We start from the raw sequence: 19676 nt of genomic DNA, 5'->3' as shown, positions 1-19676 counted from the left end.
TAATATTATACGCAATATTGTGACATTTTGCAGCCCGTTTGAGTCAAGTTAATTAAATAACTTAAAAAAGTTATGTGAATAACGTACTTTATTTTACTTTATCTAACTACTCCGAAAACTCTACACCTGTTTTCATTCTTTGTTGGTGTCGTGCTAACGACATGGGGGGTCTACCCTGAAAAATAGGTGGCTTCAAGATGGAAAATATAGGGAACCACAGAGAACACGGAGGAATTTAAATTATATTATATTCTTCGCGTGATGGATATCACGTGCTCTGTGTCTTCCGTGGTTAAACTTCAAATTTTTCATGTTTTGTGGTGACATTTATGTCATGAATATCTTTGCTGAACCAGCGGCGGGACGGATTCAATGTTTTTGCGCCAACGGCAGGGAAAATCGCGCTGGCGTATAGAAATGCTAGCAAGGGGGGAGAGCATGGGAAGGGTAGTTGTGGTACTAGCGATGCTGGCGATGTTGACTGCCGCTACTTGTCCGGCAGCCGAGGCCAAGGTGTTCCGCCAGTACGACCACCGGTTGCAGTTTGAGGTGCCGGACGAGTGGCTGTGCACCAGTCAGTCGCCCCACCAGTTTTTAGCCATATTTACGGCGCCGGAAATGCGCTATGAGATTAATACCCTCACGTTAGTACATCAAATTCTGCCGGCCACTCATACGCTTACCGATTATGTAGTAAGCACGGTGGCCAGTCAGGAGAAAATGCTCTGGCAGTACCGGCTGCTGGACAAGCAGCTGCTCGACAACGCCTACGCGCCTTATTACCGGTTGGCTTTTACCTGGCGCCTGTCGTGGGAACAGCAGTATTTCGTGCTGCAAATGATTATCTGCCGGTATCCCGACGTCTATGTGCTGACCGGCACCTGTCCGGCTTCACTGCGCGAGGTATACGAACCGCTGTTTCAGCGCGTGTTTGATAGCTTTGCCTTTGTCGGCTAGACGGCAAAGGGAATTTTGCCGCGCCGGCGAATATACCGGAATAAGTTGTTGCTTGGTAAAGGACGGAGAATTATGGCAAAACTGGCGGACACGCCACGCAAACGCATCTTTTGGTTTATTTTTGGCGTCATTGTCGCCTTGGTGGCGCTCGGCGGGCGCATCGCCTGGATCCAGTTTGTGCAGGGCGACCAGCTGGCGGAAAAAGTGCGCTATCAGCTGCAGGACAGCCTAGTGCTGCAATCGCCGCGGGGCGCGATTTTCGACCGCAGCGGCCGGCCGCTTGCGATCAGCAGCATGGCGAAGTCGCTGTATGTTAATCCTGACCAGTTTAAACAGGCCGGGCAGGACGCTGAGGCCGTGGCCGCGCTATTGGCGCCGCATCTTGGCCTGCCGGCTGCGGAAATCAAGGAGCGTCTGACGGTGAACGGTAGCTTCATTTGGCTTAAGCGGACGCTGGAGCCGGAAGCGGCTAACGCCGTGGCGGCCCTGATCAAGGAGCATGGCCTCAAGGGGTTCGATTTTGTGGAGGAAAATAGGCGCTATTACCCCAATGACAGCTTAGCCGCCCATGTCTTGGGGTTTGTCGGTACCGACGACCGCGGCCTCGAGGGGATTGAGCATGCGCTGGACAAGCTCATCAGAGGCGAGAGCCAGCGGCAAATCATCGAAACAGACAGCTATGGCACGCCGATTTTTAAGTCCATCTTTGCGCTCAAGCCCCGTCAGCCGGGCAAGAGTGTCTATCTTACCATTGACAGCACCATTCAGTTTATTGTCGAGCAGAGCCTCGACAAGGCCATGGCGAAGACCAAAGCCAAAGGGGCCACGGTAATTGTGATGAATCCCCGCACCGGCGAGATTTTAGCCATGGCCAGCCGACCGACCTATAACCCCAACCAGTTTTGGCGATATAGCGCGAATGAGCGCAAGAACCGCGCCATATCCATCGTTTATGAGCCCGGTTCCACTTTTAAGGCGGTTGTGGCCGCCGCCGCCCTGCAGGAGGGATTGGTGCGTCCGGACGAACGCTTTGTGGATCAAGGTTATATTGAGGTGGCCGGCCGCCGCATCAAAAACTGGAGCGGCGACAGCTATGGCTCGGTCACGTTTACCGACATCATCAAAAATTCAATCAATACCGGCTTTGTCCAGGTTGGCATGCGCCTGGGCGCCGTGCGGCTTACTGAGTATGCCCGCCACTTCGGGTTTGGCCAGGCGACCGGGATTGAACTGCCGGGTGAGGAAGAAGGCATTCTCTTTAACCCGCGGGAAATGCGCGAAACCGATCTGGCCACCATGGCCATCGGCCAGAGCATCGCCGTTACGCCACTGCAATTACTTACCGCCATGGCGGCGATTGCCAACGATGGCGTACTGTTAAAACCGCACATTGTCAAGGAAATTCGCGATGAAAGCGGCATGGTGGTCAGTGCTAGCCCCACCATGCCGGTGCGGCAGGTAATAGGTCCGGACACGGCCCGGACGCTTACCGCCATGCTGGAAAAAGTAGTCGCTGAGGGCGGCGGGAAAAAAGCAACCGTTCCCGGCTACCGTTTTGCCGGCAAAACGGGAACGGCCGAACGCCTGAAAGAAGGAGGCGGCGGCTATGAGGCCGGTCACTACATCGCCTCGTTTGCCGGCTTTGGTCCGGTCGAGGATCCGCAAGTTGTCGCGTTGGTTGTTATTGACGACCCTCAAGGCGCATACTATGGCGGGGAGATTGCCGCACCAGTCTTTAGTGAGATCATGACCCAGGTTATGCGTCACCTAAATATTCGTCCCACAAACGACCTTGCTATGCCGCAGCCTAAGCCAGCCAATCCGGCAATTGTCCCGGGCGGGGGGGCGGACAAAGGCGAAAAGCGCCCGGCGCCGCCGGGCAAGGTGGTAGTGCCTGACCTGCGAGGTAAGTCGATGCGGGAAGTGGCCCGCGAACTTAGCCAGATCGGTCTGGCCTTGACGCCGGTCGGCACAGGCGTGGCCGTCGGGCAGGGTACGCCGGCCAATACTGTTGTTGACCCCGGTACGGAGATTACCGTTTATTTTGAACCGCGATAAGAGGTGGTTGGGATGGCTGATGCCCGCACTTTAGCCAAAATGCTCGCCGAAATAGCAGTGCTATTGGAACTCAGAGGGGAAAATAGCTTTAAAATCCGGGCCTATGAGAACGCGGCCCGTGCCCTCGGCCAACTGGACGCCGACTTAGCCGAGCTGGTGGCCCAAGGGCGGCTGCAGGGCATCAAAGGCATTGGCAAAACCATGACCCAGCATATCAAAGAATATATCGAAACCGGTCGGGTAACCTATTATGAAGAACTGCGGGAACAAGTGCCGCCTGTTCTCTTTGAACTAGTGAAGATCCCCGGCCTCGGACCGAAAAAGGCGTTGCTTCTTCACGAGCAACTGGGCATTAATTCGGTTGGCGAACTGGAATACGCCTGCCGGGAAAACCGCCTGAAAACCCTGAGCGGCTTTGGGGATAAGTCGCAGGATAAGATACTCGCAGGGATCGACTTTCTTAAGAAGTATCAGGGCCGGTTTTTACTCGGCGATGCCTGGCCAGTGGCGGAAAAAATCGCCGAATACCTGCGCCAGCATGAAGCCGTCCTGCAGGCGGAAGTGGCGGGTAGCATCCGCCGCCGGGCGGAAACGGTGAAAAATATTGATATTGTTGTCGCCGCTGATGCCGAAGCGGTAGCTGACATCGCTATCGCCATGCCGGGGGTGCAGCAGGTATTAAGCCGGGAAGGAAACGATATCAGGGTGCGACTGACGACCGGCATGGAGCTGGCGGTGCACGTCGTGAAACCTACCGCGTTTGCCGCGGCTCTGCATCGCTATACCGGCAGTAAAGACCACCTCGACTTGCTGGGCGCAGTGGCCGGCGAACAAGGGTGGCGCCTTGATGCCGAGGGTTTAATTGACGCCACTGGCCGGCGGCAGGGTGTGGCCAGTGAAGAAGATCTTTATCAACGGCTCGGACTAGCCTATATTCCGCCCGAACTGCGTGAGGGTCTGGACGAAGTCCGGTTGGCAGCGCGCTCCCTGCCGGCATTGGTAACCGCCCAGGATATTCGCGGCGTCTTTCATGTCCATACCGTTTATTCCGACGGTACGGCGACCATTGCCGAAATGGCGCGAGGCGCCCAGGCGCGGGGTTGGCAGTATATCGGCATTACTGACCACAGCCAATCGGCCGTCTATGCCCATGGCCTGCGGGTGGAAACGGTGCGCGAGCAGCGGCGGGAAATTGAGCGGCTCAATGTCGCGAGCAGCGATTTTACCATTCTCGCCGGAATTGAGAGCGATATTCTGCCTGACGGTTCGCTCGACTATCCGGACGAGGTGCTGGCCGAGTTTGATTTTGTCATTGCTTCGGTTCATTCGGCCTTCCGCCTGAGTGAAGCGGAAATGACGCGCCGGATTGTACGGGCTATGGAAAACCCTTATGTGACCATGCTGGGACATCCCACCGGCCGTATTTTGCTTGCCCGCGATGGGTATGCCCTTGATATGGAAGAAGTCATAAGCGCCGCGGCCGGTACCGGCACGGTTATCGAAATTAATGCCAGTCCCTACCGCCTCGACCTTGACTGGCGGTGGTGCCGGCGCGCGAAAGAAAAGGGCGTCCTTTTATCAGTCAATCCTGATGCCCACGCCTTGGATGAACTGGATTATCTGGACTACGGGCTGGCGATGGCGCGTAAGGCCGGTCTTACGGCCGCCGACATCCTGACCAGCCGTTCGCTCCCCGACCTGCTCTCGCTGCTTAGCCGCAAGCGGGCCGGCCGCCGACAATAGCAGAAAAGGACGGCTGCTGCGCCGTCCTTCATGATACCTAGGAAACTAGGAATTGATGTCGCTTTTGGCAGTCATGGTTCCAGTTGAGGCAGTAGTGGCGCTGGTACCGGCAAGACTGCTTTCATACTGCTCGATCATCCGGCGAACCATGTGACCGCCAACGCGACCGCAGTCGGCAGACGTCATGGTACTCCAGCCACTTTGGCGCACTCTTTCCGCAATGCCAAGCTCGGAAGCTACTTCGAATTTCATGCGGTCGAGCGCGTTTTCAGCTGCCGGGTTAACAGGCTTTTTGCTTCTTGCCACTTTTCAACACCTCCTTATTGCTTGGTACTAATATTATCGGTTTCGTATGCCTCTTTTATGCCATTATTGTTATGTTAAATAGTGGCAGGATCGGAAATGCTTATTTGTCATTTAGCAGGATTTTCTGGACGGCAAAGCGAAAAGTGTATGCTCTAGGCAATTTTATCCTTAAAACAGCTAAAACAGCTAAAACAGCGAGGTGTTATGACTGTGCTGAGCGACATTGAAATCGCCCAAGCCGCGAAAATGCGTCCCATCGACCAGATTGCGGGTGCGCTGGGTATTGACGCCGATTATGTGGAACATTACGGTCGGTATAAGGCGAAAATTGCGCTCGACTTCTATGACAAGGTAGCCGGGAGGCCGGACGGTAAACTTATTCTGGTAACGGCGATTACGCCTACGCCGGCCGGCGAAGGCAAGTCGACTACGACCGTTGGTCTGGCGCAAGCTATTGCCAAACTGGGCCATAAAGTGGCGGTGGCGCTGCGGGAACCGTCGCTCGGCCCTTGCATGGGCGTTAAGGGAGGCGCCGCCGGCGGCGGTTATTCTCAGGTCGTGCCCATGGAGGATATTAATCTGCATTTTACCGGCGATCTGCATGCCGTCGGCAGCGCTCACAATTTGCTGGCAGCGATTATTGACAACCATATTCACCAGGGCAATACGCTCGGCATTGATCCGCGGCGCATCACTTGGCGGCGGGTGGTCGACATGAACGACCGGGCGCTGAGGAACATCGTCGTTGGTCTGGGCGGCAAAGCCCACGGCGTGCCCCGGGAAGACGGCTACGACATTACCGTTGCCTCGGAAGTTATGGCCATTCTGTGCCTGGCCACCGATTTGGATGATCTTAAAGAGCGTTTGGCGCGCATCATCGTCGGTTACAGTTATGACAATAAGCCTATTACTGCGGGTATGCTCAAGGTGCAGGGGGCGATGGCCGCCCTCTTAAAAGACGCCATTAAGCCTAACCTGGTGCAGACGCTGGAGCATGTGCCGGCCTTTATTCACGGCGGACCTTTTGCCAATATTGCCCATGGCTGCAACAGCGTCATGGCCACCCGCCTGGCGCTGAAGACGGCTGATTATGTTGTTACCGAGGCGGGCTTCGGTGCTGACCTGGGGGCCGAGAAGTTCTTCGACATTAAGTGCCGTTATGCCGGTCTAAAACCTGAAGCGGCGGTGGTGGTCGCTACGGTTAGGGCGCTCAAGATGCATGGGGGCGTCGCGCGGGCGGCGTTGACCGCGCCGAACGCCGACGCGGTGCGGCGCGGAGCGGCTAATCTCGAGAAACACATCGAGAATGTGCGTAAATTCGGCGTCCCGGCCGTAGTTGCCGTTAATATCTTCCCCACTGATACACCGGACGAACTAGCGGCCGTGGTCGAACTTTGCGACCGCATCGGTGTGCCGGTCGCCCTGTCCAATGTGTGGGCCGAAGGCGGCCAGGGCGGGATCGAGCTGGCGGAGAAGGTGTTGGCGGCGGCTAATAGCGGCGAAAGCCACTTTGCGCCGCTCTACCCGCTCGAGCTGCCGCTTGCCGACAAGGTGCGCGTCATTGCGCGGGAAATCTACGGCGCGGACGATGTTGCCTTCACCAAGGAAGCGGCCAACACCATTGCGGAGTTGGAAGCCATGGGGTACGGCCGCCTGCCGGTCTGCATGGCCAAGACGCAGTACTCATTGTCTGACGACCCAACCCTGCTTGGCCGTCCGGAAGGCTTCACCATCACCGTGCGGCAGGCGCGGGTGTCAGCCGGCGCGGGTTTCGTCGTCATGCTCACCGGCGAAATTATGACCATGCCTGGACTTCCGAAAGTACCGGCCGCCGAGAAGATTGATATCGACCGGAGCGGCCGTATCACCGGTTTGTTCTAAGAAACTAGGAGGTATTCGAAAATTGGCCCTGATTCTTGACGGCAAAGCCGTTGCCGCCGCATATAAAGCCAAAATAAAAGCCAAAGTCGACGCCCTGGCGGCGCAGAACATAACGTGCGGCCTCGCCATCCTGCTGGTAGGCAATGACGCCGCATCCCGCATCTATGCCGACCGGCTGGTTAAACTGGCCACTGGCTTAGGCGTGCAGGCCGTAGTGCGCCACCTGCCGGCGGACGCAACCGAGGAAGAGGTGCTCGCCCTGGTGTGCGAGCTTAATGAAGACGACCACATCCACGGCATCTTGCCAATGATGCCGCTGCCGCCGCATCTGGCCACCGACCGAGTCGCGGCCGCACTGGCACCAGATAAGGATGTGGATGCGCTTCATCCCTTAAACGCCGGTTTGGTGGCGACCGGCAAGAGCCGCTGGGCGCCATGTACGCCCCGGGCGGTGATGGCTATTCTCGACTACTATCAAATTGATGTCAGCGGTAAGCATGCCGTAGTAATCGGCCGCAGCAATGTGGTGGGCAAACCGCTTGCTCACCTCCTGCTTGGCCAAAACGCCACCGTCACGGTGTGTCATTCGAAGACCCGTGATTTGGCGGCTCTGACCCGGCAGGCCGATGTGATTGTCGCCGCCGTAGGCCGGCCGGCGCTCATCGGGCCGGACATGGTGCGGCCCGGGGCCGTCGTCATCGACGTTGGTATCAATGAAGTAAACGGCGCCGTTGTCGGTGATGTTGACTATGATGCCGTCTTCCCCATCGCGGGGGCGATTACGCCCGTACCGGGTGGCGTCGGCGCGGTAACGACGGTAATGGTCGTAGAGGCCGCCCTGCGCAGTTTTGGTGACTTATGAACGAAACGGTCGTTGTTGGTTTTGGCAATCTCCTGATGGGTGACGACGGGGCGGGCATCAGGGTGGTGGAGCGGCTCAATGCCCTGGGTCTGCCGCCTGGCGCGAGGGCTTTGGACGGCGGGGTGGCGTCGTTTGAGGTGTTGGCCGGTCTTCGCCAGGCGCAAGCCGTTATCATTGTCGACGCGCTGGCCGCCGGCGGCGCGCCTGGCGCCATTTACCGCTTGACTCCGGCTGACCTCGGGGCGGCGGCACCGGACCGGGTTTACTCGCTCCATGACTTTACCTTGCTGGAAGCGCTGCACCTGGCGGCAAAAGTAGCGCCGCTGCCGCGGATCGTTATTTACGGCATCGAGCCGGCCAGCGTCGAGCTTGGCCTGGAGCTCACGCCGCCGGTGGCGCAGGCGGTAGAGCGGGTAGCCCACCTGATTTTGGATGAGCTCAGGAGTGAACTAAATGCATGAAATGGCGATCGCCCAAGGCATTTTGGATATTGTCCTCGCCGCTGCCGCCGAGCACGATGCGGCAGTGGTGCGGCGGATAAAGCTGCGGGTAGGGGAAATGACCGAAGTAGAGCCTGATGCCCTGCGCTTTTGTTTTGCGGCGCTGGCGGCCGACACACCGGCCGCCCCGGCCGAGCTTGACATCGAGGTAGTGCCGCTGGCAGGGCGCTGCCAGGACTGTCAGTGCGAGTTTGCCGTGGCGCGCTACCGGTTTTTTTGTCCGGTCTGCGGCTCTGCCGACGTGGAGATAATTTCCGGGCGGGAACTGCAAGTGGAGCATTTGGAGGTAGATTAGATGGAAATCAAAGTAATGGCCAATATTTTGGACAAAAACGAGCAAATTGCGGCCGAAGTGAATAAGCTGCTCAGCGAGCGGGGGATTTTCGTCTTCAACCTGCTCGGCTCGCCCGGTTCAGGCAAGACTTCCCTTCTGGAGCGCACCATTGCCGCCCTTAAGGACGAATTGAGGATGGCGGTAATCGAAGGCGACCTCTTTACCTCCAAAGATGCCGAGCGCATTGCGCGCCATGGTGTTCCGGTAGTGCAGATTAACACCGGCGGCGGTTGCCATCTGGACGCTAGCATGGTTAAAAACGTGCTGGATAAGCTGGCCCTTGACGACCTTGATCTCATTATCATTGAAAATGTGGGCAATCTGGTATGTCCGGCCGAATTTAATATTGGCGAGGATGTTAAAGTAACGGTTCTCAGCATTACCGAAGGCGAAGACAAGCCGCTGAAATATCCGCTTATCTTCAAACAATCCTGCGTGGCTATTCTTAACAAGATTGACCTTTTGCCATACACTGAATTTAACCTGCAGGCGGCGGTGGACGATATTACTAGTATCAATCCCCATATTACTCTGCTTGAGGCCTCCTGTCGGACTGGTGAAGGGCTGGACCGCTGGTTCGACTGGCTGCGGCACCAGGTTGAAAGTAAAAAGCGAAGGAGTTAAAGAAAACCATGTCAGAAATTGACCGGTTGGCGGAGAAAATCGAGGAGCTTCGTCAGCGGCTCGCTATTTTGGTAGATAGTAAGCAGGGCAATTTAAAGGACCCTGAAGTAATGACGCTCAGCGCCGAGCTTGACCGCCAGATAGTCAATTACCAGCGGATCAGATGGATAGCAGCCGGCCAAAAGTAAAGGAGGAAACATTTTGCTTGCCATTATTGGAGGCGCCATTTTGCCAATTTGCGAGCCGCCGTACACCGGCGGCGTTATTTTTGTCGACAAAGGCAAAATCATTGGTATCGGGCGGGAGGGCGATATTCCCGCCGGGGCGAAAATAATCGACGGCCGGGGCAAATACATCACGCCCGGCTTGATTGACGCCCATACGCATCTGGGTATTTATGCCGAGCAGCAGGCTTGGGCGGGGGAAGATGTTAACGAAACCAGCCAGCCGGTTACGCCGGGAATGCAAGTCATTGACGCTATCAATCCCGGCGATGTGGGCCTGGCGGACGCCTGTGCTGGCGGCGTCACTACCGTTATGGTTGCTCCCGGCAGCGCCAACCCCATTGGCGGTCAGGCGGCCATAATTAAAACGCGCCGACAACTCACCGTGGAAGATATGCTCGTCAGGCGTTATGCCGGGTTAAAAATTGCCTTTGGGGAAAACCCTCGCCGCGTTTACGGCAAACACAAAAAGATGCCGGTGACGCGTATGGCCACGGCCGCTCTTATTCGGGAGACGCTGCTCAAAGGCCGGGAGTATATGGCCAAAGCCGAGAACAAGGAGCGGCAAATTGATTTAGGTATGGAAGCGGTGGCGCGCGTATTGCGCCGGGAGATGCCGCTCCGGGCCCACGCCCATCGTGCTGATGACATTGTCACCGCGCTGCGCATCGCTCGGGAATTTGATGTGGACATAATCATCGAGCATGCTACCGAGGCGCACCTTATTCCCGAGGTGCTGGCCGAGCGCCGGGCGCGGGTGGTACTGGGACCGCACCTGATTACCCGTAGCAAGCACGAGCTGAATGAACGCAGTTTTGCCGCGCCGGCGGTGCTTGCGGCGCATGGCGTTCCGTTCGCGCTCATGAGCGACCACCCGGTCGTACCCTGTGCCTTTTTGACGGTTTATGCCGGCCTCGCCGTGCGGTTTGGCTTGGGTGCGGAACAAGCCTTGCGGGCCATTACGCTGGATGCCGCCGAAATCCTCGGGATTGCTGACCGTGTCGGTAGTATTGCTCCCGGCAAGGATGCGGACCTGGTGGTGTGGCGTGGCCATCCGCTCGAGCTCACGGCCATGCCGGAATGGGTCATCGTTGACGGCTATGTTGGCAAGGTTAGTAGGGAGCAAAAGATTGTCAGCTGGGAGCCGTGGGCGCCGGCCACCAGGTAGGCTACTACTGCGCTACCTTGAAAAGTGACGAAACCGCGAAGATAATCATGCCAATAAATTGGCACCACAAGCGATGAAAACTAATGTTTAACCACAGAGATAATCATGCCGATGAAGCGGCACCACAAAACATGAAAACCGTTATTCAACCGCGGAGAACACAGAGAGCGCGATATTCATCGCGCTAAAGTTAAAAAATATCCCCTCCGTGTCCTCTGTGGTTCCATTTTATAAATTCAAGCGCGACAGTTGTGGCGGCGGGCTAAACTAAATGCTTATTTTCATCACTTGTGGTGCCGAAATCGGCATGAGTATCTTTGCGAAGAAACTACCCGCGCTCTTGGGCGCGGGTAGCGCTTTTGGCAGGAAACGGGCCATAAAAGGCGAATAAACAGCTATACAGTTGCTGTTTACTCAGTTAATTTATTTTTTATTTTTTTCTCTACTGGTCTTACCACTTTCTACTTTCGACTTTTTACTTTTCGATTTCCACTTCCCATTTTTCGATTTCCACCTACATTACCAAAGAGGGCGATAGCTATGGCCAGAAAACGGGGAGCAGGCAGCGGAGGCGGCGGCCATGACGCCACGGGCATGATGCGGTGGCTGTTGACCTACGCCGACTTAATTACTTTGCTGATGGTCTTTTTTGTCGTTATGTATGCAATGAGTTCGGCCGACCAGAAGAAATTCAACGCGCTTAAGGCGTCGCTGGCTGCGGCGCTGCGCACCGAGGGCGCGGGCACCAACCTTATCTTCGAATATTCCGGCAACCGGCCGTTCAATCAGGTTGTCAATCCTGAGGGGACGGAAAAAGATCTGGAGACGTTTCGGGAAATTATCAGCCAGATACAGCAGCGGGTCAAAGATCCCCAGGGGGTGGGTTTTACCGTCAGTGAGCGGGGTCTTACCATCCGCTTCCTTGACAGCATTCTCTTCGATTTGGGTCGGGCCGAGCTGCGGCCGGACGCTCTGCCGCTACTCGATGCCGTGGCGGATGCGCTCAAACAGACCGATAACTATATCCGGGTCGAAGGACACGCCGATAACTTGCCGATTAACACCGCCCAATTTCCTTCCAACTGGGAGCTTTCGGCGGCGCGGTCGATTGCCGTTACCCGCTATTTTATCGACAAGCACGGCCTTGAGCCGCGGCGGCTGTCTTCTCTTGGCTACGGCGAGTACCGGCCGCTGTATCCAAATACATCCGAGGCCAACCGGGCGAAAAACCGCCGGGTCGATATTGTCATTCTCCGTAGTAGCTTGGCCGGCGGTGAAGTCGACGCGCCGCTGCCGGCGCCGCGCCAGCAGTAAGTTCAGTTTTTCAGGAGGTTTAATCTGTGCCGAGTGAACGTGACTGGGAGCAGTTTAAGCAAAAGTTTTTTGCCAAATCCGGCATCAATCTCAACGATTACAAGCCCACGCAAATGCAGCGGCGGATCACCAATTTCATGACCCGTCACGGCGTCAATACCTATCTGGATTTTTATGCCCTTATTGACCGCAATCCCGGGCTGTATAAGGAATTTATCGACTTTCTTACCATTAACGTCACTGAGTTTTTTCGCACGCCGGAAAAGTTCGTCGAACTGGAGACCAAGGTGCTGCCTGATTTGCTGGCCAAATCGGCGCGGCTATCCGTGTGGAGCGCCGGCTGTTCGACCGGGGCGGAACCTTATTCGCTGGCAATAATCCTTGCCGACCTGACGCCAAACACGCGGCACCGCATTTTGGCCACCGATCTGGACGTGGAGATGCTGGCCAAGGCCAAAAAAGGGCAGTATGCGGCGAATGAGCTGAAGAACGTTTCGCCGGCCCGCCTGCAGAAATACTTTAAGCCTCTAGCGGGCGGTCTTTATGAGATCAGTGACAACATCCGCAGCCGGGTGGAGTTTCAGCGCCATAATCTGCTGCTCGACCGCTTTGAGAGCGGTTTTGACCTCATTGTCTGCCGCAATGTCGTTATTTACTTTACCGAGGAAGCCAAGGACGCCTTGTACCGCCGCTTCTTCGCCGCGCTTAAGCCGGGGGGCGTACTGTTTGTCGGCGGCACCGAAGCAATTTTGAATTTCCGTGACATTGGTTTCGCCAGTTACCTGCCGTTTTTCTACCGCAAACCGCTATAGCACGCCCCAATTGGCCAGCAGCCTAAACAGGCGGAGCAGCTGGTCAAAAAAGACGGTGGCCGGCGTGCGCTCGGCAATATCTTTGTCGGCGATAACGTCCACCGTTTTTACCGCTTTGTCATGAACATAAAAGATAATTTCCCCGATTTTTTGCCCCTGATATACCGGGGCTTTAATTTTTTCCGGCAGGTCAACTTTGACGGTCACATGCGGGTAGGCGGCGGCTTCAACCACCAGCGCGGCCGGGGTGGCAACGACGGCGTCCACCATGCCGTGCTGGCCGTTTTCCACTGGAATGGCGGCCAGCACGGCCCCTTCGTCGGCGTAATCGTAGAGATCATAATTGTCAAAGCCGTGCTTGAGGAGCATCATGGAGTTGTACCACCGGGCGTGGTCGTGAAGAACTACGGCAATAAGCCGCTGATTGCCGCGGGTAGCGCTGGCGACCAGACAAGGCCCGGCCTCGCTGGTGGTGCCGGTTTTGACGCCGTCAGCCTCCTCCAGCATCCAGAGCAGCTTGTTGGTGTTGCGCAAATTGCGGTCCCGTTCGCGGCCGCTGCGGTCCAGCCATTCGATAGTCGTTTCTTTCGTACTGACAATTTGGCCAAAAACCGGATTGGTGAGGGCGTAGCGGGCCAACCAGGCCAGGTCAAAGGCGGTGGAAAAATGCCCTGGCGCGGTAAGGCCATGGGGGTTGACGAAATGACTGTTCACGGCGCCGATTTCCTGGGCCCGTTTATTCATTACCGCGGCAAAGGCTTCCACCGAGCCGGCCAAATGCTCGGCGATGGCTACGGCGGCATCGTTGCCGGAACGCAGCATCAGGCCGGTGACCAGTTCGCGTAGGGTCAGCGTCTGGCCGGCGTAAAGGTTCATAGACGAGCCGCCGGTACCGGCGGCGCGGGGGCTGACGCGCACCACCTCATCCAGACGGCCGCTCTCAATGGCGATGATGGCGGTAAGGATTTTTGTCGTGCTGGCCGGCGCGCTGCGTTTATGCATGTCTTTATCATACAGCACCTGGCCGGTCTTAGCGTCCATGAGCACGGCGGCCCGGCAGTTAAGTTTCGGGACAGCCGCCTGTGCTGCCGCCACCAGCAGCAGGACCAAGACAGTCAGGGCTGCAAGCACTTTGAAAATTAAGCGCATAGTACCCCTCCCCTGCAATCATTTAATTATATGACAGGACCGCCCAATCATTCGTTGCTTTAATAAATGAGTCCTAGCGGTGCAGCAGGCGGGGCGCAAGTATAATATTTACAAGATGGAGATACTGTGGAAGAGGCGCCCGGCGGCGCCATAGCGATGGATTAATGGCTAATAAATAAAAATTTTGTATACAATAAAAGGAATTTTTGCCCAATTAACGTATTTAAATAATTAAAAGAAGTAAATATCAGCCAACTTTATAAAATAAAGGAGTGATCATATGACCAAGAAAGCGCCCCTTGTCATGATTCCTGGTCCGACGCCGGTGGCCGAACCGGTCCGCCAGGCTATGGCCGTGCAAACTTACGGACACAACTACAGCGGTTTTGTTGAAATATACCGCGAGTGCCTTAGTGGCCTGAAGACGATTTTCCAGGCTGACCACATGGTTGTCATTGGCGGTTCAGGAACCCTGGCAATGGAAATGACGCTTATTAACACCGTTAAGGCCGGCCAGGACCTCTTGGTCGTGTCCCACGGCGCCTTTGGTGACCGGTTTGCCGCCATTGCCAAAGTGCTTGGCATTAACGCCGACGTGCTGAGCTGTCCGCCTGGCAGCCGCGTGCCGCTTGCGGAAATTGAAAAGGCCCTGGCCAGCAAGCGCTACGCTGCCATGACCCTCACCCATGTGGATACTTCCACGGGCGTGCTGGCGCAGGCCAAAGAAGTAGGCGAACTGGCGAAAAAATATGATGTCCTCTACATTCTTGACGGTGTGTGCGCCAGCGCGGGCGTACCCGAACCGATGAAAGATTACGGTATTGACGTTATCGTCACCACCTGCCAGAAAGCCTTCGGTACGCCACCTGGTTTAACCATGATCGCCTTTAACGAAAAAGCTGCCGCCCGTCGCGACGAACTGGGTACCGTGCCCGGCTATTACACCGACTGGAAGAACTGGATGCCGATAATGGAAAATCCATCGCTGTACATTTCCACACCGCCGGTTAACCATATCGTGGCCCTCAATGAGGCGGTCAAGCTTATTTTGGCCGAAGGTCTCGAGGCCCGGTATGCCCGGCATGAGCGCATCGGCCGCAGTTTCCGCGCTGGCCTGGCCGCACTTGGCCTGGAAACGGTGACGGAGAAAGAAGCGCTTGCGCCGACGCTCAGCGTTGTCAAGTACCCGCCTAACGTGGACGATGCCGCCTTCCGCGCCAAAGTGGAGGAGAACGGCGTGTTTATTGCCGGCGCCCTTGGGCCTCTGAAAGGAAAAGCCTTCCGCGTCGGTCATATGGGGATTATCGGCATGGATGAAATCGCGATTACTCTTACCGCCATTGAGCGGGCGTTGACCGCCCTTGGCGTCCAGGTCACGCCCGGCGCCGCGGTCGGGGCGGCTTGGCAAGAGTGGGACAGCGTCCGCGCCGCGCAGGGCTGTGCGTGCTGCTGTTGTGGCGAGTAGCTATTAATTTTATGGCAAAGTGCCTTCCGGATAACCGGGGGCGCTTTTACTTTCCCTTGGCCTTTTTGCCTCTGCCTGATAGGGCTTAAGGTGCTGCCAGTGAGACTGGATTAGCTGATCGAAGCGCCGGATGGTGGCTGTCCGTTCGTTGCGCAGCGCTTGAATGGCGTTATAGATGCTTTGGTCAAAGGCATATACTTTGTGCTTAGGTACGGTTACCGGCTTAGCATATTCCAGCAGCCGGGTAGCCACTTTCACATTACTTTTTCCTTCTTTGAGCAGCACCGCCGGTTCAAGCATGTCCGAACCTTCATAGCGGTGGATAAGACAGTTGGGCTGGATGCGGTCAATGACATTTTTGTGTTCGCCGTCGAGGTTGATGGTCGCGCCGCAATTAGGACAAGCAGGAGTATCGAGCGTCATCCAGGTGTGGCAGTTGGCGCAGACAATTCCGTCCACGAAAATCCCTCCTGGTCAAGCTTTGTTTTATTGTCGCCGGAAAATGGGCGAAGTATCCGGCAAAATTTTTTATCGGTTAGGGGATTGACAACTGCCTGCCCGAGTTGTTATACTCTGCTTAAACGGTACGCTGATAAAGATCGATGACCAGGAAGAGTACACATGAAAAGAGGGTTACAGCGAGCCAATGGCAGTGGGAGTTTGGCACTACTCGGCATGTGGAATGGGCCTGGGAGATGCAGTCCGAGCCGCGCAAGCGGGGTAGGCGCTGCCGGAGACTCCCGCCGTTATCAGGGAGCGGGTATCGGATATTGTTTCCCGTACCTAGTGAGCTGGGCTGCTTGGCAGCCAATTAGGGTGGCACCGCGAGTTAACCCCTCGTCCCTTACTTCGGGATGAGGGGTTTATATTTTCTGCTCTGCTTGTCCGCCTTTGGCGCTGCTGCCAGCGTCTCCGGCGGCCGTGCATGACGGCCAGGCTTGGCCGGGTGGCGATGAGCAGGAGCAACGAAGAAAATGTAAAGGAGGAATAAGCATGGAACACAAACAGCAGGAAATGGTTCGGTTCGAAAAGGCGCAAGGGGGGCAATTTCGCTGGGTGGCGGTAACGGCCCTGCTTTTGGCGATCGGTGCGATTCTTCACCTGGTTACTCCTAACGTAGGCGGGGTGACGCCCAACTGGACCATCGCCATGTACTGTATCGCCATAAATCTTACGCGACCTTCGTTGGGGCAGGCCGCCGGCATCGGCCTGGTCGCCGGTGCAGTCAACATTCCTACTTCCAAGTCCGCGTTTCCTTACGGCAACTTAGCGAGTGAACTGGTCGGCGCCTTGATCTGTGCCGCTATCGTCAATAGTGCAGTGAATTTTACTGTAGGCCGTTTTAATTTCCGGCCGGCCGTATGCGCCCTCATCAGCACGCTCGGCAGCGGGTTTACCTTTATTACGATTTTGAAACTCGTTTTGTCGCTACCCATGACGGTGTACCTGTACGCCATGGTGCCGGTCGTGCTGGCCGTTGCCGCTGTTAACACCATCATCACTCAGCTGCTGTATTTCCCGGCGCAAAAACTGTTTGCCGCCAAAGGAGGCCAATAAATGTCTGCCGTTGTCTTCGAAGCCTTTTCCTACGCCTACCCGGGTACGGACAAGGTGCTCGACCATATTGACCTGACCGTGCCGCGCGGGGCCTTCACCGTTATTACCGGCCCAAGCGGCGCCGGCAAAACGACACTGTGTCTGGCCGTCTGCGGCGCCGTTCCCCACTATTTTGGGGGCGCCCTGGCCGGTACGGTACGGGTAAACGGCGGCAAAACGACGGACAGTACGATGTATAACCTGGCGCGGCAGGTAGGAACGGTGCTGGAAGACTATGAAAGCCAACTGGTAACGATGACTGTCTTCGAAGAAGTGGCCTTTAGTTTGGAAAACCGGGGAATTGATGAAAAGGAGACGGCCCGCCGGGTGGCTGACGCCCTGGCGCTGGTAGGTTTAAGCGGCTTTGAAGACCGAGAGGTAGCTTCTCTGTCGGGCGGCCAAAAACAGCGGCTGGTTATCGCCAGTGTACTGGCCGCCGAGCCTGACATTCTGGTCCTTGACGAACCGGCGTCGGCTCTCGACCCGCAGGGGGCTGAGGAGCTATACCGGCTTCTCGGCCGCCTTAATGTCGAACAGGGCATTACGATTATTGTGTCGAACATGACTTGAGCCGGGTGCTGCCATATGCCAGTGATTTTGTGCTTATGACTGGCGGCAAGATAATCGCGAGCGGGCCGCCAAGCGATGTGCTTTACTATATGGGGCGGCGCCAGGTCTACCAGGAAGGGGTGCCGCCACTGTGGCAACTAAAGCTGAAGCTGGAAGCGGAAACCGGCATGTCTTTTGGCAACTGGCGCAGTGAGGCGGAGGCGGCGCAAGAAATTAAGGCATGGCTGAGCGCCTGCCGGCAGGGGGCGGCGAAAAGTGCTTGAAGTCCGAAATGTTTCTTTTGCTTACCGCCGTGGGCGATCGGTTCTCCATGATGTGTCGCTTATCGTCGGCGCTGGCGAGTTTGTGGCCATTGCCGGCCGCAACGGTAGCGGCAAGACAACGCTTACCCGCTTGATTATGTCGTTACTTGCGCCGGATAGCGGCGCCATCCTGGTTGATGGCCAGGATACCCGCAAAGCGACGCCGGCCGATATGGCCCGTCATATCGGTTACGTGTTCCAAAATCCGGACCGCCAAATTTTCCGGGAGACGGTCGCCCAGGAAGTGGCCTTCGGGCCGGAGCAGCTGGGGCTGGCGCCGGCGGAAATTAAGGCGCGTGTGGCAGAGGCACTCGCCCTGACGGGCATTAGCGATTTGGCCAATGCTTACCCGGCTATCCTGACGAAAGGACAAAAGCAGCGGGTGGCCATTGCTTCGGCATTGGCCCTCAAGCCGCGCATGCTCATTCTCGATGAGCCGACCAGCGGCCAGGACGCGGTGGAACGCGAAGCGCTGCTTAAGCTGCTGACGGAATTATGCCGACAGGGGCTAGCCATTTTGCTGATTACGCATGACATGGAAATTTTAGCCCGTTATGTCGAACGAACGGTAGTAATTGCCGATGGCCGCAAAGTATTCGATGGGGCCGTAACCGAGCTTTTTTCCGGCCGGTACCCTGTCGGGAAATGGGGCTTGCGTCAGCCGACGGCTGCCGCTATTTCCCGGGAAATAGCAGTTTTTGGCGGGAAAACGGTTGTTACCGTCGATGAACTTTGCACCAATCTACTTGAGTATGCCCGAGGTGACGGACATGCAAAAACTGGCCCCGCTCACTAAACTAATTCTGACAATCGCCGTGTCGGTTTGGGCCATGCTGCTCCAGTCGCCGGTCGCCCTGGCACTGCTTGCCGGAGCGCAATTGGCAGTTATTGGTCTGGCCCGCGTCAGCAGTAGCGCCCTTAAGGCCGTAGGGAGCATTTGCCTGTTTGGCGCGCTGCTGGCCGGCCTGCAGTACTTGCTTGGCAGCGGCGCTACTCTGGCGGCCGTTACCGGTTTGCGCATGGTAGCTATGACACTGGTTTTCGTTATTCTCCTCACAACCACCCGTATCCAGGATCTTACCGCCGCTCTGGTCAGCCAGTGCCGTATTCCTTATGAATATGCCTTTATGTTTACGGCGGCGCTGCGCTTTATTCCCGACTTTATCGCTGAGAGCAAGGCTGTGCAGGAGGCGCAGGCCTGTCGGGGCTACTCGCCCCGGGGCAACCCGCTGCGGCGGCTATTGAACTATATTGCCGTTGTCCAGCCGCTCGTGCTGCGGGCGATCCACCGTTCCGAGACCATGGCTATGAGCCTGGCGCTGCGTGGCTTCGGCGGTCGCACGCGTACTTTTTCCGCCAACATTGCGCTTGCCGGAAAAGACTATGGCGTGATTGCCGGTATGCTGGCGGTGACCGCAGGTATTGTGGCAGCGCGGGCACTGGGACTGTGAACAACAAAAGCCGGCTTAAATGCTAAACGTTTGTAAGCCGGCTTTTTAGCCAGATAATTGCGACAGAACGCTGTTAACGGCAAAAAAACGTCAATTTTGCTTAACTTAGTTTGTGGTAGAACGGTAAATATTGTGGTATAATATTTCCCGTTATGGGGCATTAGCTCAGTGGGAGAGCGCTTGACTCACATTCAAGAGGCCACTGGTTCGAAACCAGTATGCCCCACCAGGAAAATCAAGGCCTGCGAGGTTATCCCCGCAGGCCTTTTTGTATCCTACTGTAGCATAACTGTAGCATATAACTGTAATCGTTTTGTCGCATTTTATTCCCCCTCCCGGTCAACGGGAGGGGGTCAGGGG

At 56.4% G+C, this 19676-nt stretch carries 21 protein-coding genes, 1 tRNA gene and 1 other annotated feature; of the genes, 19 read left to right on the top strand and 3 right to left on the bottom strand.

From position 1 onward, the window contains the following. The first annotated feature begins 438 nt into the window (after positions 1-438). The 3 genes from TCARDRAFT_RS01680 (at position 439) to polX (ending at position 4758) form a co-directional block, all read left to right on the top strand. Positions 439-957, top strand: coding sequence for a DcrB-related protein (locus TCARDRAFT_RS01680; RefSeq protein ID WP_040682941.1), 519 nt, complete (start codon positions 439-441; stop codon positions 955-957). A 72-nt stretch (positions 958-1029) separates the two neighbouring features. After that, positions 1030-3015, top strand: a complete 1986-nt coding sequence (locus TCARDRAFT_RS01675) for a penicillin-binding protein (RefSeq protein ID WP_007288278.1) — start codon at positions 1030-1032, stop codon at positions 3013-3015. 12 nt (positions 3016-3027) lie between these two features. Next, positions 3028-4758, top strand: coding sequence for a DNA polymerase/3'-5' exonuclease PolX (gene polX / locus TCARDRAFT_RS01670; RefSeq protein ID WP_007288277.1), 1731 nt, complete (start codon positions 3028-3030; stop codon positions 4756-4758). A 45-nt stretch (positions 4759-4803) separates the two neighbouring features. On the opposite strand, the gene TCARDRAFT_RS01665 is transcribed toward polX, so the two are convergent. Next, positions 4804-5064, bottom strand: a complete 261-nt coding sequence (locus tag TCARDRAFT_RS01665) for an alpha/beta-type small acid-soluble spore protein (protein WP_007288505.1) — start codon at positions 5062-5064, stop codon at positions 4804-4806. Between the two features lie 210 nt (positions 5065-5274). Between TCARDRAFT_RS01665 and TCARDRAFT_RS01660 the strand changes: the two genes are divergently transcribed. The 9 genes from TCARDRAFT_RS01660 to TCARDRAFT_RS01620 all read left to right on the top strand — a co-directional run bounded on the left by TCARDRAFT_RS01660 (position 5275) and on the right by TCARDRAFT_RS01620 (position 12783). Then, a complete protein-coding gene (locus TCARDRAFT_RS01660; protein WP_007288276.1) occupies positions 5275-6945 on the top strand; it encodes a formate--tetrahydrofolate ligase in 1671 nt (556 codons plus the stop codon). 22 nt (positions 6946-6967) lie between these two features. Beyond that, a complete protein-coding gene (locus tag TCARDRAFT_RS01655) occupies positions 6968-7807 on the top strand; it encodes a bifunctional methylenetetrahydrofolate dehydrogenase/methenyltetrahydrofolate cyclohydrolase (protein WP_007288275.1) in 840 nt (279 codons plus the stop codon). Beyond that, positions 7804-8268 carry a hydrogenase maturation protease gene (locus TCARDRAFT_RS01650; RefSeq protein ID WP_007288274.1) on the top strand — a complete coding sequence of 155 codons (465 nt, stop codon included), beginning with the start codon at positions 7804-7806 and terminating at the stop codon, positions 8266-8268. The genes TCARDRAFT_RS01655 and TCARDRAFT_RS01650 overlap by 4 nt, the downstream gene beginning before the upstream one ends. After that, entirely contained in the window at positions 8261-8602 is a 342-nt protein-coding gene (gene hypA / locus TCARDRAFT_RS01645; protein ID WP_007288273.1) for a hydrogenase maturation nickel metallochaperone HypA, read from the top strand. Before TCARDRAFT_RS01650 ends, hypA begins: the two co-directional genes overlap by 8 nt. Continuing rightward, a complete protein-coding gene (gene hypB, locus TCARDRAFT_RS01640) occupies positions 8603-9265 on the top strand; it encodes a hydrogenase nickel incorporation protein HypB (protein ID WP_007288272.1) in 663 nt (220 codons plus the stop codon). 8 nt (positions 9266-9273) lie between these two features. Next, positions 9274-9453: an aspartyl-phosphate phosphatase Spo0E family protein gene (locus TCARDRAFT_RS01635; protein WP_040682940.1), complete on the top strand. Its 180-nt coding sequence runs from the start codon at positions 9274-9276 to the stop codon at positions 9451-9453. 13 nt (positions 9454-9466) lie between these two features. Further along, complete coding sequence (locus TCARDRAFT_RS01630; protein WP_007288271.1) at positions 9467-10657, top strand: amidohydrolase; 1191 nt, start codon at positions 9467-9469, stop codon at positions 10655-10657. A 540-nt stretch (positions 10658-11197) separates the two neighbouring features. Then, complete coding sequence (locus TCARDRAFT_RS01625; RefSeq protein ID WP_007288270.1) at positions 11198-11971, top strand: OmpA/MotB family protein; 774 nt, start codon at positions 11198-11200, stop codon at positions 11969-11971. 26 nt (positions 11972-11997) lie between these two features. Next, the gene (locus tag TCARDRAFT_RS01620) at positions 11998-12783 is read left to right on the top strand and encodes a CheR family methyltransferase (RefSeq protein ID WP_007288268.1); all 786 of its coding nucleotides are present in this window, start codon (positions 11998-12000) and stop codon (positions 12781-12783) included. Here TCARDRAFT_RS01620 and TCARDRAFT_RS01615 read toward each other — a convergent pair. Continuing rightward, positions 12778-13932, bottom strand: coding sequence for a D-alanyl-D-alanine carboxypeptidase family protein (locus tag TCARDRAFT_RS01615; protein WP_007288269.1), 1155 nt, complete (start codon positions 13930-13932; stop codon positions 12778-12780). The two genes, TCARDRAFT_RS01620 and TCARDRAFT_RS01615, sit on opposite strands and share 6 nt — an antisense overlap. A 280-nt stretch (positions 13933-14212) precedes the next feature. On the opposite strand from TCARDRAFT_RS01615, the gene TCARDRAFT_RS01610 reads away from it, so the two are divergent. Beyond that, on the top strand, positions 14213-15397 hold the full coding sequence (locus tag TCARDRAFT_RS01610; protein ID WP_007288267.1) for a pyridoxal-phosphate-dependent aminotransferase family protein: 1185 nt from the start codon (positions 14213-14215) through the stop codon (positions 15395-15397). Between the two features lie 9 nt (positions 15398-15406). Here the strand turns inward: TCARDRAFT_RS01610 and TCARDRAFT_RS01605 are convergent, their stop codons facing one another. Next, positions 15407-15856: a hypothetical protein gene (locus tag TCARDRAFT_RS01605; RefSeq protein ID WP_007288266.1), complete on the bottom strand. Its 450-nt coding sequence runs from the start codon at positions 15854-15856 to the stop codon at positions 15407-15409. Positions 15857-15990: 134 nt separating this feature from the next. Continuing rightward, positions 15991-16245, top strand: a binding site (T-box leader). A gap of 145 nt (positions 16246-16390) precedes the next feature. Here TCARDRAFT_RS01605 and TCARDRAFT_RS01600 point away from each other — a divergent pair. The 6 genes from TCARDRAFT_RS01600 to TCARDRAFT_RS01580 all read left to right on the top strand — a co-directional run bounded on the left by TCARDRAFT_RS01600 (position 16391) and on the right by TCARDRAFT_RS01580 (position 19545). Continuing rightward, positions 16391-16954 (top strand): tryptophan transporter, encoded by a 564-nt coding sequence (locus TCARDRAFT_RS01600; protein WP_007288265.1) that lies wholly within the window; start codon positions 16391-16393, stop codon positions 16952-16954. Continuing rightward, positions 16955-17563, top strand: coding sequence for an energy-coupling factor ABC transporter ATP-binding protein (locus tag TCARDRAFT_RS01595; protein ID WP_007288264.1), 609 nt, complete (start codon positions 16955-16957; stop codon positions 17561-17563). Continuing rightward, positions 17560-17826, top strand: a complete 267-nt coding sequence (locus TCARDRAFT_RS15900; protein WP_232199067.1) for an ATP-binding cassette domain-containing protein — start codon at positions 17560-17562, stop codon at positions 17824-17826. The genes TCARDRAFT_RS01595 and TCARDRAFT_RS15900 overlap by 4 nt, the downstream gene beginning before the upstream one ends. Beyond that, positions 17819-18661, top strand: a complete 843-nt coding sequence (locus tag TCARDRAFT_RS01590; RefSeq protein ID WP_007288262.1) for an energy-coupling factor ABC transporter ATP-binding protein — start codon at positions 17819-17821, stop codon at positions 18659-18661. Before TCARDRAFT_RS15900 ends, TCARDRAFT_RS01590 begins: the two co-directional genes overlap by 8 nt. After that, positions 18636-19316 (top strand): energy-coupling factor transporter transmembrane component T family protein, encoded by a 681-nt coding sequence (locus TCARDRAFT_RS01585; RefSeq protein WP_007288261.1) that lies wholly within the window; start codon positions 18636-18638, stop codon positions 19314-19316. The genes TCARDRAFT_RS01590 and TCARDRAFT_RS01585 overlap by 26 nt, the downstream gene beginning before the upstream one ends. A 154-nt stretch (positions 19317-19470) precedes the next feature. Next, positions 19471-19545: transfer RNA gene (locus TCARDRAFT_RS01580), tRNA-Val, on the top strand. Positions 19546-19676 lie beyond the last annotated feature (131 nt).

It is taken from the genome of Thermosinus carboxydivorans Nor1 (genome assembly GCF_000169155.1).
Classification (GTDB): domain Bacteria; phylum Bacillota; class Negativicutes; order Sporomusales; family Thermosinaceae; genus Thermosinus; species Thermosinus carboxydivorans.
Note: the sequence above shows the minus strand (reverse complement) of the source record. Positions and strands in the feature narration are given on the sequence as shown.